The 13,122-nt window shown below is 73.1% G+C and carries 13 protein-coding genes; 8 read left to right on the top strand and 5 right to left on the bottom strand.

What is annotated here, in order from left to right:
- Window positions 1-143 precede the first annotated feature (143 nt).
- The 4 genes from J3P44_RS22450 to ssd all read right to left on the bottom strand — a co-directional run bounded on the left by J3P44_RS22450 (window position 144) and on the right by ssd (window position 3,745).
- The gene (locus J3P44_RS22450) at window positions 144-830 is read right to left on the bottom strand and encodes a type II secretion system F family protein (RefSeq protein WP_255892730.1); all 687 of its coding nucleotides are present in this window, start codon (window positions 828-830) and stop codon (window positions 144-146) included.
- Complete coding sequence (locus tag J3P44_RS22445) at window positions 827-1,504, bottom strand: type II secretion system F family protein (protein WP_255892729.1); 678 nt, start codon at window positions 1,502-1,504, stop codon at window positions 827-829. The genes J3P44_RS22450 and J3P44_RS22445 overlap by 4 nt, the downstream gene beginning before the upstream one ends.
- The gene (locus J3P44_RS22440) at window positions 1,501-2,664 is read right to left on the bottom strand and encodes a TadA family conjugal transfer-associated ATPase (protein ID WP_255892728.1); all 1,164 of its coding nucleotides are present in this window, start codon (window positions 2,662-2,664) and stop codon (window positions 1,501-1,503) included. The genes J3P44_RS22445 and J3P44_RS22440 overlap by 4 nt, the downstream gene beginning before the upstream one ends.
- A gap of 67 nt (window positions 2,665-2,731) precedes the next feature.
- Window positions 2,732-3,745: a septum site-determining protein Ssd gene (ssd, locus tag J3P44_RS22435; protein WP_255892727.1), complete on the bottom strand. Its 1,014-nt coding sequence runs from the start codon at window positions 3,743-3,745 to the stop codon at window positions 2,732-2,734.
- A gap of 134 nt (window positions 3,746-3,879) precedes the next feature.
- Between ssd and J3P44_RS22430 the strand changes: the two genes are divergently transcribed.
- Window positions 3,880-4,677 carry an HAD family hydrolase gene (locus tag J3P44_RS22430; protein WP_255892726.1) on the top strand — a complete coding sequence of 266 codons (798 nt, stop codon included), beginning with the start codon at window positions 3,880-3,882 and terminating at the stop codon, window positions 4,675-4,677.
- 260 nt (window positions 4,678-4,937) lie between these two features.
- Here the strand turns inward: J3P44_RS22430 and J3P44_RS22425 are convergent, their stop codons facing one another.
- Window positions 4,938-5,654 (bottom strand): Fic family protein, encoded by a 717-nt coding sequence (locus J3P44_RS22425; protein ID WP_255892725.1) that lies wholly within the window; start codon window positions 5,652-5,654, stop codon window positions 4,938-4,940.
- Between the two features lie 90 nt (window positions 5,655-5,744).
- On the opposite strand from J3P44_RS22425, the gene J3P44_RS22420 reads away from it, so the two are divergent.
- The 7 genes from J3P44_RS22420 (at window position 5,745) to J3P44_RS22390 (ending at window position 13,122) form a co-directional block, all read left to right on the top strand.
- Window positions 5,745-7,040: a hypothetical protein gene (locus J3P44_RS22420; RefSeq protein WP_255892724.1), complete on the top strand. Its 1,296-nt coding sequence runs from the start codon at window positions 5,745-5,747 to the stop codon at window positions 7,038-7,040.
- 108 nt (window positions 7,041-7,148) lie between these two features.
- Complete coding sequence (locus J3P44_RS22415; protein WP_255892723.1) at window positions 7,149-8,453, top strand: hypothetical protein; 1,305 nt, start codon at window positions 7,149-7,151, stop codon at window positions 8,451-8,453.
- Window positions 8,454-8,463: 10 nt separating this feature from the next.
- Window positions 8,464-9,315 (top strand): class I SAM-dependent methyltransferase, encoded by an 852-nt coding sequence (locus tag J3P44_RS22410; RefSeq protein ID WP_255892722.1) that lies wholly within the window; start codon window positions 8,464-8,466, stop codon window positions 9,313-9,315.
- Window positions 9,316-9,335: 20 nt separating this feature from the next.
- On the top strand, window positions 9,336-10,811 hold the full coding sequence (locus J3P44_RS22405; RefSeq protein WP_255892721.1) for a calcium-binding protein: 1,476 nt from the start codon (window positions 9,336-9,338) through the stop codon (window positions 10,809-10,811).
- 19 nt (window positions 10,812-10,830) lie between these two features.
- Window positions 10,831-11,955, top strand: a complete 1,125-nt coding sequence (locus J3P44_RS22400) for a sensor histidine kinase (RefSeq protein ID WP_255892720.1) — start codon at window positions 10,831-10,833, stop codon at window positions 11,953-11,955.
- Between the two features lie 52 nt (window positions 11,956-12,007).
- The gene (locus J3P44_RS22395) at window positions 12,008-12,727 is read left to right on the top strand and encodes a LytR/AlgR family response regulator transcription factor (protein ID WP_255892719.1); all 720 of its coding nucleotides are present in this window, start codon (window positions 12,008-12,010) and stop codon (window positions 12,725-12,727) included.
- Complete coding sequence (locus J3P44_RS22390) at window positions 12,724-13,122, top strand: hypothetical protein (protein ID WP_255892718.1); 399 nt, start codon at window positions 12,724-12,726, stop codon at window positions 13,120-13,122. Before J3P44_RS22395 ends, J3P44_RS22390 begins: the two co-directional genes overlap by 4 nt.

The raw sequence follows: 13,122 nt of genomic DNA, 5'->3' as shown, positions 1-13,122 counted from the left end.
TGAACCCCGTCTGCAACCACCTTCGGAGGGCCGGGCGCCCTCCGCACCCCGCGCGTCGCCGGCCTGTGCACGAGCGCCGATCAGGACGACCTGTGGACACGTGCCGGCCACCATCTCGGCATGCCGGCGGGCGGTGCCGCCGGTCAGGGCGCGACCGAGCCGAGCAGCGAGGCCACGGTGGGCACCACGCCTAAGAGGAGGAAGGCCGGCAGCAGGCACACCCCGAGTGGGATGGCGGCCGAGACACCGACCCTCCGGGCCGCGTCCTCGGCCTGGGCCAGCGCCTCGCGCTCGAGCTCGTCGGCGAGGCGCTCCACGACCTGCACGACCGATGCGCCCGAGGCCTGCGAGCGCGCCATGGCGCGGGCGAGCGGGGCCAAGGCCTCGTCGTCGGCCACCGCGCCCCAGGCCTCCGCACCGGACGCGCCCCACCGCGCCTGCTCGACGACCGGGGCGAGACGGTCAGCAGCCGGTCCGGGCAGCGCGGCGCACACCTGTGCCAGGCCTGCGACGGGCTCGGCCCCCGCACGCAGAGTCGAGGCGAAGAGGTCGATGAGGTGGGGCAGGGTCCGGTGCACCTCCTCCCTCTCGCGACGAACGGCAGGCGCTTCGACTCGGCCCAGCACCCGCGCAGCAACCGCGGCGGCGACGAGCCCCGCCACGGGGCCAGCCGCGCCGCCGACGAAGAGCCAGGCGCAGAGGCCAGCACCGACCACGCCCAGCGGCCGCAGGCTGAGATCGGGCGCACCCCGCGGTCGGGCGACCGGTGCGGCGGAGGGCATCCAGCACAGGACGGCCACCGCGGCGCAGGTCGCGCTGACCCAGATCACGGCGCGGTCGCCCGATCGGCCAGTCGCTCGATCCACCACAGCCCCAGTCCGATGAGACCGAGACCGCCGGCCAGGCAGATCCAGCCGACCGGGGTGGCCAACAGGAACGACCACGGGTCGGACCCGGCGCCCGACCCCATCAGCAGCACGGCGAGGGGCAGGCACGCCACCAGTCGTGCGGTCGCTCGCGCCGACGCCAGCTCCGAGTCGACGAGACGGCGTGTGCGCCGGCGGGCCCGCAGGCCACCGGCCGTGCGTTCGAGCGCCGCCGCCAGGCCGTGGCCGGAGTGCTGCGCCACCTGCCAGGCCCCGGCGACCCAGCGCAGGTCGGCCGCGCCGCGCCGCTCCAGCGCGAGCCTGCGCAGGGCCTCCGGGACGTCCGCCCCGAGGCGTACGGCCTCCACCGCAGCCACCAGCGGTGGCCACCTCTCAGTGGCCGCTGCCAAGGCAGCGCCGGGTGGTCGTCCAGCGGCGAGCTCGGCAGCGAGCAGGTCGCACACGTCGAGCACCGCTGCTTGGTCGGCCGCGGTCCCGTGCCGACGTCCGAACCGCGCGAGTGCCATCGGCCCCGTGAGGCGTGCACGCGACGACTGCCGTGCCGTCGCCACTCCCCCCGACGGCAGCCACGCCACCACCGCGGCGGCCAGCAGGACAGCCGCCACCCAGGCACTCACCACGCGACCGAACCCAGCCGTGCGGCCAACGTGCCGGCAGCCGGACCGCGCACCACCCGGTCCGATTCGAAGGTCGCGGCGCTCCGCAGCGCCACCAGGCCCGAGGCGTCGCGCTCGGGCACCCCGAGCTCGAGGATCCGGCGCCGGCCGTCTCGGCCCCGGCCGAGGTGGATGACCACGTCCAGTGCGGCGGCCAGCTGGCTGTGCGCCGCCTCCCGCGGCAGCCCCGCGGCCAACGACAGCGCCTCGATCCGTGCCGGGACGTCTGCCGCGGAGTTGGCGTGCAGGGTCCCGCAGCCGCCCCCGTGCCCGGTGTTGAGGGCGGCGAGAAGGTCCACCACCTCGGCGCCCCGCACCTCCCCCACCACCAGGCGGTCCGGCCGCATCCGCAGTGCCTGCCGCACCAGGGTCTGCAACGAGATCGCCCCGGCCCCCTCGATGTTGGGAGGCCGACCCTCGAGAGCGACCACGTGGGGGTGGTCGGGTCGCAGCTCGCTGGCGTCCTCGACCAGCACGATCCGCTCGCCGGGGTCGACCAAGGACAGCAGCGCCGACAGCACGGAGGTCTTGCCGGTCCCGGTGCCGCCGGTCACCAGGAAGGCGCACCGCGAGTCGACCAACTCCTCGAGCAGGAACGCGCCGTCCGGCGGCAGCGCGCCTGCCGTCACCAGCTCGGGCAGCGACCAGACCCGACCGCGCGGCACCCGTAGGGAGAGGACCGTCCCAGAGCGCGCGACCGGCGCGAGCACGGCGTGGAACCGCGTGCCGTCCGGCAGGCGTACGTCGGCGTGCGGGGTGGCGTCGTCCAGCCTTCGCCCGGCCGAGGCAGCCAGCCGCTGGGCGAGCCGGCGCACCGCCGCGTCGTCCGGGAACGCGACCGACACCCGCTCCAGCCCAGCGCCACGATCGATCCAGACGTCCTCGGGGCCGTTGACCAGGACGTCGGTGACGTCCGGGAGCCGGAGCAGCTCCTCCAGCGGACCTGCGCCGAGCACGTCGCGACGCAGCAGGTCGTGCACGGCCAGCACCGTCGCGTCGCCGACCGGGGACCCGGACGCCCGCAGCGCCTCGGCCACTCGATGGGGCGTGAGCTCGCCGGCTGATCCCGCGAGCCGTCGGCGTACGTCGTCGAGAACCGCGGACGGCACCGGGGTGTTCATGCGGGGTCCCCGCGGCGTTGGTCGGTGGAGGAGCGCAGCGGGGGAGCCGAGGAACGTCGTGGGGTGTTCATGCGGCCTCCGAGAGCAGGTCGCGCGCGGCCCGCGCCAGGGGACCGCGAGGGGTCAGCGGACCGAGCCCGCGATCGACCGACGCGGCCAGCCCGCGCTGGTCCGCGACAGCGGCAACCACGGGCAGCCCGGTGAGCCGGTGGGCGTCGGCGTCGCTGAGCCCGCCAGGCCGCACCACGAGCCCGGCGCGACCGTCCAGGCCGAGCTCGGCCACGAGCCGTGCCGTCGCGGCGACCCCAGGGACCGTCGCCGGAGTGACCACCAGCAGCTCGTCGCACCGGTCGGCCAGCTCGGCCAGGGTCGAGCCGCTCTGCCGGGCGAGGTCGAGCACCACGAGGTCGTGACCGCGCACCGCCACCGGCAGGATCCGCCGTGCCGTGGGCAGGTCGAGTCGCCGTCGCAGCCCGGACCACGTCAGGACGCCGAGGTGGTCGTCTCGCGGCACGCTCTCGCGCAGCGCCCGGGCTCCGAGGCGACCGGAGGTCTCCACCAGCCCCTCCCACCGCACGCCGGCGACGTCCTCCATGCCCAGCAACCGGTCGAGCCCCGGACCGAGCGGGTCGGCGTCCACCAGCAGCGTCGGCCCCCGTGGGGCGTGCCACTGCGCGAGCGCGCAGGCGAGCGTGGTGGTGCCGGCTCCCCCGGCACCGCCCACCACCCCGACGATGCGCCCGGGCGAGGCCGGCTCGCCCACGTCGGTCAGGGCGCCGACCAACCAGTCGGTCGACTCCGCCAGGTCGATCACCGACATCGCCCCGAGCGCCACCGCCGACCTGAAGGCAGCGTCGCCCGGCGGCAGGCCGACGACGTGGACGCCGAGACGCCGCAACGGCGCGAGGTCGGCCACCTCGCCGGCGAGGTCCGCGCCGACCAGCACCAGGTCGGCGTCGGTCCAGGCCGTCAGCACGAGCGCGGGCTCGTCGCAGACCTGCGCGCCGACCCCAGCGGCGGCACACAACGGGACGACAGCGTCGTGGAGAGCAGACGAGCGGGTCACGAGGAGGACGGGCATGCGGACGAGCGTCGACGGCTCCACCGACGCCGGCCACCGGGAGCTTCAAGGCGTGTGGACAACCCCTGTCGCAGCGCGCCTGTGGACAGCAGTTGGACCACGATCCGCGCGCGCAGGCCCCCTACGATGAACGCATGACGCGCCCCACCGCGGCCTTCTTCGACCTCGACAAGACGATCATCGCCAAGTCGAGCACGTTGGCCTTCAGCCGCGAGTTCCAGGCCGGCGGGCTCATCTCCAGGCGCGCGATGCTGCGCTCGGCGTATGCACAGTTCGTCTTCTTCACCGGCGGCGCCGACCACGACCAGATGGACAAGATGCGCCAGTTCATGTCGCAGCTCTGCGCCGGCTGGGACGTCGCCACCGTGCGCGAGATCGTCCACGAGACACTCAACAACATCGTCGAGCCGCTCGTCTTCGACGAAGCGGTCACCCTCATCGAGGAGCACCGCCTCGCCGGGCGCGACATCGTCATCGTCTCGGCCTCCGGAACCGAGGTCGTCGAGCCCATCGGCGAGCTCCTCGGCGCCGACCGGGTCATCGCGACGCGCATGGAGATCGTGGACGGCAAGTACACCGGAAACATCGACTACTACGCCTACGCCCAGGAGAAGGCCCGCGCGATCGAGCACCTCGCGGCGACCGTCGGCTACGACCTTGCCGAGTCCTACGCCTACAGCGACTCGGTCACCGACGTGCACATGCTCGAGGTGGTGGGCCACCCCTTCGCGGTCAACCCCGACAAGGAGCTGCGTCGCATCGCGACGGCCAACGACTGGCCGATCCTGGCCTTCGTCCGTCCGGTGGCGCTGCGGCGACGACTACTCGTCCCGGCGGCCAAGCCGACCCTCGCGGCACTGGCCGTGGGCGGGGCGATGGCCGCTGGAGGCGTCATGTGGGCCAGCCGCCGCAAGCGGGCCCTCGGGGCCTGAGCGTCACGCACCGGCCCCCGGCAAAGTCAAGCCTTGTGGACGCCCCCGAGCAGGACTAGACATGAGTCAAGAACTCCACAAGCAGCACGTGACCAGGTACCCACGCGGCGATCCACCCATCCGATGGGGTGCTAGCCATTCGGGATCTGCCCGAGGGCGGCGACTTAGAGAATGCACGCTTGGTAGCCACGGTTCACGTGTCGGCGGCGGCACCCGATCCTCGTGAGCGGGTGCCGCTCGCATGTGCGAGGGGCGGTGGCTCAGCCGCGCAGGGGTGACGCCTCGGCGCCGGCCGCGAACGCCTCGGCTCCGTAGAGCGCCCACGCGTGCACACCGCGCGGGCCGCCGTCGCGGTAGGCGCGGAGGTTGGACTCGTACGCCTCCCGGTGGGCCAGGTGCCCGGCCTCCGGCACGACGAGCGACTTGGCGTCGACACCGCGCGAGACCAGCACCAGCCGCTCCAGCGCCCGGGCGACGATCCCGTTGTGCGAGGCGAACGGTGCCGCGGTCGCGACGTCGGCGTGGACGACGGCGGCCACCAGCAGCGCCGGCGCCTCGGTCCCGGACAGGAGCAGCTCGGCCACTCCCCGCAGCCGGTCAGCCGATGCCGGATCCCGGGGGCGACCGAGCTCCTCGGCGCCCAGCGCCGACGAGGCGACGACCGTGTGCAGCCGCGCGATCGCCTGCAGCGGCGCGGTCTTGAGCAACGGGGCCAGCGCCAGCATCGAGGCGGAGAGCCGTACGGAGTCGGCCGCGATCTCGTCCGCCTCGCCCGCCCTCACCTGCTCGAGCGTGGACGTCGATCCCTCGAGCACGGCGCTCGCGTGGGCGCCGCGCAGCAGCGACTCCGCGGTCATCTCGGGCGACGTACGACGCAGGCCGCGGTCGCGCAGCATGACGTCGATCCCGTCGCGGGTGCCCGCGTAGGCCGAGCGGACCCCCTCGAGGTCGGTCAGCCACACCAGCGGGTCGGTCACGGAGGAAACGCTAGTTCACGGCAACCGAGCGGCCGGACGCTGCATCCCATCCACGTATCGTGAGCCCGCACACCGACCTCGGGGGAGACCATGTTCCGCACCACCACCTTGTCCGCTGCCGCGCTGCTCGGCCTGGCACTGCTGACGCCCGCCAGCGCGGGCGCGGTCGGCGAGACCTGCCAGGGCCAGCCCGCCACGACCGTCGGGACCGCGGGCCAGGTCATCGAGGGCTCCGAGGGTGCGGACGTGATCGTCACCGACGGCGCCTCACGGGTGATCGCCCACGGCGGCGACGACCTGATCTGCGTGACAGGTGACGCGAGCGCGGTGGCGGAGGAGTCGCGCACGGTCGTGGTGGCTGCCGGAGCGGGCGACGACCGGGTCGAGGCGACGACGCCGGGCTGGGGGACCGTCACCCAGCTCGACAGCGGCGCGGACTCGTACGTCGGTGCCTCCGGTGCGGACCAGGAGATCAGGACCGACGAGCTCCTGTCCGCCGACAGCGCAGCCGACACGGTCCGGGTCACTTCGGGCGTCGCCACGGTCTACTCCGGCGCCCCGTCCCAGCCCAACCCCGACGTCGTGGAGATCGACGGCGGGATGGTCCAATGGACAGGCTTCATGACCTCGGCCGGCAGGCTCGCCGGCGGTCGCACCAGCACCCTCCGCACGACCGCCCGGTCGGGCGACGCCATGATCGACGCCGTCCGACGGACCGCGGTCACCGAGACGTCCAGCGCCACCTGGAGCGGGTTCGACGCGCACGAGTTCGCGACGTTCGCCTACAAGGGCACCGTGCGGTTCCGCGGCACCGACGGCGTCGAGTGGCTCAGCGTCGAGGCCCGCGACACCTACGACCGCATCGTCGACATGCGCGGAGGCAACGACTTCTACGCCTCCGACGGCTTCGGCAACGGCCGCAGCAGGTACGACGGCGGTGCTGGGCGCGACCGCCTTCTGCTCGCCACGCCGCGCCAGGACGTCGTCGCCGACCTGGACGACGGCCGGTTCACCGCCCGTGAGGGCAAGCGGACCGTCCGGCGGACTTTCGACGACTTCGAGGACCTGGTCGTCTCGGCGGAGCGCGCCGAGGTCGACGGCACCCCAGCCGGCGAGGAGATCATCGTCCGGGCCTGCCGGGCCGACGTCAGTGCCGACGGCGGCCCGGACCGGGTCCGCCTCGACGCCACGCTCACCGAGTGGGACAACCCTGGCTGCCGGTCGCGTCGCGGGTTCGTCGACGGCGGGCGCGGCGACGACGCGCTGACGGGATCGCGGGGCCGCGACCACCTCGTCGGCGGTCCCGGCCGCGACACGGTCGACGGCCGCGAGGGCCGCGACACCTGCCAGGCCGAGACGATGGTGAGCTGCGAGGTACGTCCCTGAGGCTGCGGTCCAGACCGGGTCACACGCTCATCCCGCGCGCCGACAACATCTCTGGCAGGCGACGCGTCCCAGTCGTAGCCTGTCGCTGATCCCGCCCCGAGGTGTCCCATGCGCTCCACGACCTCCATCCCTGCCACCCTGCTGCTCGCCCTCACGCTCCTGCCCCCGCCCTCCGCCGGCGCCGCGGCCGCCACGTGCCAGGGCATGCCGACCACCCCGACCCAGGTCGACGACTCCGGCCGGATCACCGGCACCGAGGGCAACGACGTCATCGTCAGCGCCGGTGCCGAGAGGGTCCGTGCCCTCGGCGGTGACGACGTCGTCTGCGTCACGGGCTTCGCTCCGGAGCCCTTCATCGATGCGGGTCCCGGCAACGACGTCGTGGACGCCACGACCGTCCCCCACGGCGCTTGGACCGTCCTCGGCCCGGGAGCCGACGAGTACGACGGCTCCACGGCACTCGACGTCGTCCATGCCGGGGCCAGCCTCCCCGAGATAGCTGACGTCGAGACCGACGACATCGACACGGGCGACTCCGGCGCCGACATCGTGGTCTCCGGACAGCCAGGGCTCCCCAATGCCGACCGGATCATGATGGGTCACGGCAGGCTCGACTGGTACGGCATCGGGACGCAGGCCGGCCTTGTCGACGGCGGGGCGGGGAGCGAGCTCCGTCTCGACGCCTCGGAGTCGCAGTCCCTCGTCCTCGACAACATCGTCGACACCGCGGTCGTGGACGGACAGCTCATCCTGGCCTTCACCGGCTTCAGCCGCTTCCACGTCACCGCGCACCGGGGGCCTCGCAGCTTCGTCTTCCGGGGGAGCGACTATGCCGACGAGCTGTCGATGGACATCTACCGGGCCCCCCGCGGCGCGACCCAGGACGTCACCCTCGGCCGTGGCAACGATCGCCTCGTCCTCCGTGCCTGGCGCCCCAGCGCCGCGACGACGTACGACGCGGGGGCGGGCAGGCACGACGCCATCGAGCTGGTCCTCACCGACCAGCGGGAGGCCGACCTCGACCTCCGTCGTGGTCGGCTGTCCACCCGCGTCCGCTCGCACGAAGTCACCATTGCGGTGCCCGGTTTCGAGCAGGCCAAGGTGATGGCCGAGCACGTCAAGGTGACGGGCACCGACCGCGCCAACACCATCCTGGTCCACGCCTGCCGAGCGCGGGTCGACGCGCGCGGCGGGGTCGACCAGGTCAGGTGGGTCGGTCGCTTCAAACGTGAGGAGCTGATGTGCCTGGGCCGCCGCGCACACTTCCTGGGTGGCAACGGACGCGACTTCATCTGGGGCTCTCCGGGGCCGGACAGGCTGATCGGCGGTTCTGACGAGGACCTCGCCCGGGGTCGGAGGGGCCACGACGTGTGCGAGGCGGAGAAGACCAACAAGTGCGAGGTCCGCTTGTAGCCTGAGGCCGATGAGCGACGAACTCCCCGAGCCCCCAGCCACCGTCGACCGCGCGCGGTCCTTCGGCCCAGTCGCGGCGGCGTACGACCGGGGTCGCCCGTCCTATCCCGTCGAGGCGGTCGCGTGGCTGACGGGCGGGGAGGCCAAGGTCGTCCTGGAGCTCGGCGCCGGCACCGGCAAGCTCACCCGGCAGCTCGTCGACCAGGGGCACGCGGTCTTCGCGACCGAGCCCGACGAGGCGATGCTCGAGGTGCTGCGCGAGAGGGTGCCGGAGGTGAGCGCCAAGATTGCGACCGCGGAGGACATCCCCGCCAACGACCGCTCGGTCGACGTCGTGGTGGTCGCCCAGGCCTTCCACTGGTTCGACCACGAGGTCGCGCTGGCGGAGATCGCCCGGATCCTCAAGCCCGGCGGCCACCTCGCGCTCGTGTGGAACAGCCGCGACGAGCGGATCCCGTGGGTGCGCAAGATGGGCGACATCCTCGGCCGCCAGGACCTCGACACGTCGTCTTCGGAGCACCTCGTGCACAGCGACCTCTTCGGCTTCATGGAGGAGGCGACCTTCAAGCACTGGCAGGAGGTCAACCGCGAGTCGATCCTCGACCTGGCCCGGTCGCGCTCGAGCTTCGCGGCGATGGACGACGGGCAGCGCGAGCGCCACCTCGCCGACGTGCTGGCGTTCTACGACGCCTACGGCCGCGGGATGGACGGCATGCAGATCCCCTACGTCACGCGCTGCTACCGCGCGGTGGTCACCGACCGCGACGAGCGGGCACCTTCTGACGGGGACGAGCCGTCACAGGAGGGACCGGTCGTGAGCGACGGCACCGACACCGACATGTTGCTCATCGACTTCCGCTGACAGCTTCTCCTGGGGGAACCATGCGTCGTACGACGTCACTGACCGCTGCACCGCTGCTGGGCCTGGCCCTGCTGGCGCCGAGCACGGCGGCCACCGCCGCCGGCGAGACCTGTCGCGGCGAGACCGCGACGATCGTCGGGTCCGGTCCGGCCGTCACCGGCACCGAGGGACGCGACGTGATCGTGTCGGGGAAGTCGACGGACATCTCCACGCTGGGCGGTGACGACCTCGTCTGCCTGGCCCCCGACCGCCCCAACGCCAACCTGATCAGCGTCGACGCGGGTGCTGGCAACGACGTGGTCGACACCACCGCCTCGCCCACCGGCTACTACAACAACGTCGCCCTGGGGACGGGAGCCGACACCTTCGCCGGCGGCCGCTCGGCCGACAGCGTCATCACCGGGGCGGGGGCGGCCGAGGGCATCGACGCGGACCGGGACGACGTACGCACCGGGGCCGGCAGCGACAGTGTCACGACCGGCGCCGAAGGCCAGCCCAACCGCGACGTGATCGACACCGGGGAAGGAAACGACTGGGTCACGCTCGTCACCTGGCGGACGGCCCCCGACGGGCTCGTCACCGGTGGCCTCGGCCCGGACACGCTGGTCACCACTTCACGTCCGGTCGAGGCCGAGATGTCCGCCGACATGACGACGGGGATCCTCAGCGGCATCTCCGCACAGCCGGGGATCCAGGACGTGAGCGCCCGCTTCTCCTCCTTCGAGGCGCTCGACCTGCAGGTCGAGGACGAGGCCGTCACCTACCGTGGCACCCCGGGCAACGACCACCTGGAGGTGCACCCCCAGCAGGGGGCGATCAAGCTGGACATCGCGACCGCTGCCGGTCAGGACCAGATCGTCGTGGAACCGGCCGCCATCGCCGCCGGGAGCCGCATCGACGGCGGCGACGGCAGGAACGGCCTCATCGCCGCCAACGAGACCGGCTCGATGACACTCGACCTCGAGCAGGGAGTGATGGTGATCGACGGCCGGTCGAGCACGGTGGCCGGACTCCAGGACGCCCTCCTCATGGCCCCGGAGGTCACCATGGTCGGCAACCACCGTGGCAACAACCTGTCCTTCGCCGGGTGCGTGGGCAACCTGCGCGGCCACGCCGGCCGCGACCGCCTGCGCAACGTCTACGACGGCTACTTCGAGTTCTACATCTTCGACTGCCAGGCGCGGACCGAGATGCTCGGCGGCCCCGCCGCCGACCACCTGCGAGGTGGGCAGGGTGCTGACCGGCTGCTCGGCGGGTCCGGCACTGACGAGATCGAGGGGCGCGGCGGCAACGACCGGATCCACGGCAACGCGGCCGGGGACACGATCGACGGCGGCGACGGTCGCGACCACATCCATGGCGGCGGCGGGCCCGACGTGATCGACGGCCACGCGGCGGCCGACACCCTGATCGGTGGCCGCGGGTTCGACCGGGTCGACGGGTCCAAGGGCCGCGACCGGTGCGTCGCCGAGCGGGAGCAGCGCTGCGAGCGCTGATCGCGACTAGGGTCGCGCCATGTGGAGGTGGCGGCGTACGTCGTTGGGCGGCGAGGCCGACCGCGCGGCCTTCCGCGCGCTGCACAACGCCTCGCTCGCCAGCCCGGCGCTGCGCGAGGGACTGACCTCGGCCAGCGCCGAGCGGTCCGTACGCCACCTGCGGGCGCTGCTCGGCACCCCGGCGGCCGGGCTGGGCGACACCAGCGGCCTCCTCGCCTGGGACGGCCTCGGCTCCCACCACCGCGCGCAGCTTCCGCCCACGATCGGCCAGGTCGCCGAGACCGGGCGCACGATGATCGTCGACGAGCGGACCCTGGTGTGTGACGACGGCGGGTGCCAGGTGCGGCAGGCGATCGTCAGCCCGCTGGTCGTCGACGACACCCTGGTCGGGGCGCTGGTCGTGGGGGCGCCGCACACGACCGGCGGCCTCGTCCGCGCCGCCGACGAGGTGGCGTCGTGGGTGAGCGGGCAGCTCGAGCTGGCCGAGCTGGACAACTCGCGGACCCGTCTCATGGAGGCCGAGGTGCGCGCGCTGCGGGCCCAGATCAGCCCACATTTCATCTACAACTCGCTCGGCGCGATCGCCAGCTTCGTGCGTACGGACCCCGACCGCGCCCGCGAGCTGCTGCTCGAGTTCGCCGACTTCACCCGCTACTCCTTCCGCCGCCACGGCGAGTACACGACGCTCGCCGAGGAGCTCCGGTCGGTCGAGCGCTACCTCCTGCTCGAGCAGGCCCGCTTCGGCGACCGGCTCCAGGTCACCCTGCAGATCGCGCCGGAGGTGCTGCCGGTCGCCGTGCCGTTCCTCTGCATCCAGCCTCTGGTCGAGAACGCCGTACGCCACGGGCTGGAGGCCAGCGCCGACAAGGAGGACGGCGTGGGCCGGCTCTCGATCACGGCCCGCGACCTCGACCAGGAGTGCGTCCTGGAGGTGGAGGACGACGGCACCGGCGAGGACCCCGAGCGGGTGCGGCGGGCGCTGGCCGGCGACGCCTCGATGGACTCGGTTGGGCTGGGCAACGTCGACGCGCGGCTGCGCAACGCCTACGGCGACGACTACGGTCTGGTGGTCGAGACCGCTCCCGGCGCCGGCACGAAGGTCATCGTGCGGGTGCCGAAGTTCGCCCCCGGAGTCCAGGTATGAGCTCACCCCATTCGAATCCTCGCTTCGCTGCGGTCCGAACGGGGACCCCGAGATGACGCCCGTCCCTCTGAAGGTCCTCGTCATCGACGACGAGCGCCCCGCCCTCGACGAGCTGGTGTTCCTCCTCGGCCGCGACCCACGCATCGGCGAGGTCCGCGGCAGCGACTCCGCGACCGACGCGCTCCGGGTGCTGCAGGCCGAGGAGGTCGACGCGGTCTTCCTCGACATCCAGATGCCCGGCCTCACCGGCCTCGACCTCGCGCAGGTCCTGTCGCGCTTCAAGCAGCCGCCGCCGGTCGTGTTCGTGACCGCCCACGAGGAGCACGCGGTCGCGGCCTTCGAGCTGCGCGCCGTCGACTACGTCCTCAAGCCGGTGCGCGAGGAGCGCCTCGCCGAGGCCGTACGCCGGGTGGTGGAGGCGGGCGGTCCAGTCCCGTCCGGCGACGTACAGATCCCCGTCGAGCGCGGCGGGGTCACGCGCTTCATCAACCGCTCGGAGATCACCCACGTCGAGGCCCAGGGCGACTACGCGAGGTTGCACACCGCCGAGGGCTCGCACCTCGTGCGGACGCCGCTCAGCTCGCTCGCCGAGCAGTGGGCGTCGGCCGGCTTCGTACGGATCCACCGCTCAGTCCTCGTCGCGCTCCCCCACGTCGAGGAGGTGCGCAGCGAGGGCGGTCGGGTGAGCGTCGTGATCGGGGGCATCGAGCTGCCGGTGAGCCGACGGCACACGCGTGAGCTGCGGTCGGTGCTGACCAGGAAGACTTCATGAGCGACCCGCCTCCCCCACGGGTGCGGGTGACCGGTCCGCCGCGGCGGCGCGCGGACGCCGTACGGTCTGCCGGCACGCGGGAGATCGACGCGGAGACCGCTCTGGGTGAGGTCTTCATGCGATCGCTGCTGCGCGAGCAGCTCATGCTCGCCGTACGGGTGCTGGTCGCGCTGGCACTGACCCTCGGGCTCCTGCCACTGGCCTTCCACGTCTTCCCCGAGCTCGGCGACGTCCGCGTCGGTCCGCTGCCGCTGGCCTGGCTGCTGCTCGGCGTGCTGACCTATCCGTGGCTGCTGCTGCTCGGCTGGTTCTACCTCCGCCGCGCAGAGGGGCACGAGCGCGACTTCGCCGACCTCGTCGGGACGGTGCTTCCGGACGAGGACGCCGGGTCGTGA

Source organism: Nocardioides astragali (assembly GCF_024436375.1).
Classification (GTDB): domain Bacteria; phylum Actinomycetota; class Actinomycetes; order Propionibacteriales; family Nocardioidaceae; genus Nocardioides; species Nocardioides astragali.
Note: the sequence above shows the minus strand (reverse complement) of the source record. Positions and strands in the feature narration are given on the sequence as shown.

Excerpts from the sequence above, each read along its gene's own strand:
- J3P44_RS22415 (WP_255892723.1), top strand. The coding sequence starts at position 7,149 with ATGCGCTCCACGACCTCCATCCCTGCCACCCTGCTGCTCGCCCTCACG.
- J3P44_RS22420 (WP_255892724.1), top strand. The coding sequence starts at position 5,745 with ATGTTCCGCACCACCACCTTGTCCGCTGCCGCGCTGCTCGGCCTGGCA.
- ssd (WP_255892727.1), bottom strand. The coding sequence starts at position 3,745 with ATGCCCGTCCTCCTCGTGACCCGCTCGTCTGCTCTCCACGACGCTGTC.
- J3P44_RS22440 (WP_255892728.1), bottom strand. The coding sequence starts at position 2,664 with ATGAACACCCCGGTGCCGTCCGCGGTTCTCGACGACGTACGCCGACGG.
- J3P44_RS22410 (WP_255892722.1), top strand. The coding sequence starts at position 8,464 with ATGAGCGACGAACTCCCCGAGCCCCCAGCCACCGTCGACCGCGCGCGG.
- J3P44_RS22395 (WP_255892719.1), top strand. The coding sequence starts at position 12,008 with ATGACGCCCGTCCCTCTGAAGGTCCTCGTCATCGACGACGAGCGCCCC.
- J3P44_RS22390 (WP_255892718.1), top strand. The coding sequence starts at position 12,724 with ATGAGCGACCCGCCTCCCCCACGGGTGCGGGTGACCGGTCCGCCGCGG.
- J3P44_RS22405 (WP_255892721.1), top strand. The coding sequence starts at position 9,336 with ATGCGTCGTACGACGTCACTGACCGCTGCACCGCTGCTGGGCCTGGCC.
- J3P44_RS22430 (WP_255892726.1), top strand. The coding sequence starts at position 3,880 with ATGACGCGCCCCACCGCGGCCTTCTTCGACCTCGACAAGACGATCATC.
- J3P44_RS22400 (WP_255892720.1), top strand. The coding sequence starts at position 10,831 with ATGTGGAGGTGGCGGCGTACGTCGTTGGGCGGCGAGGCCGACCGCGCG.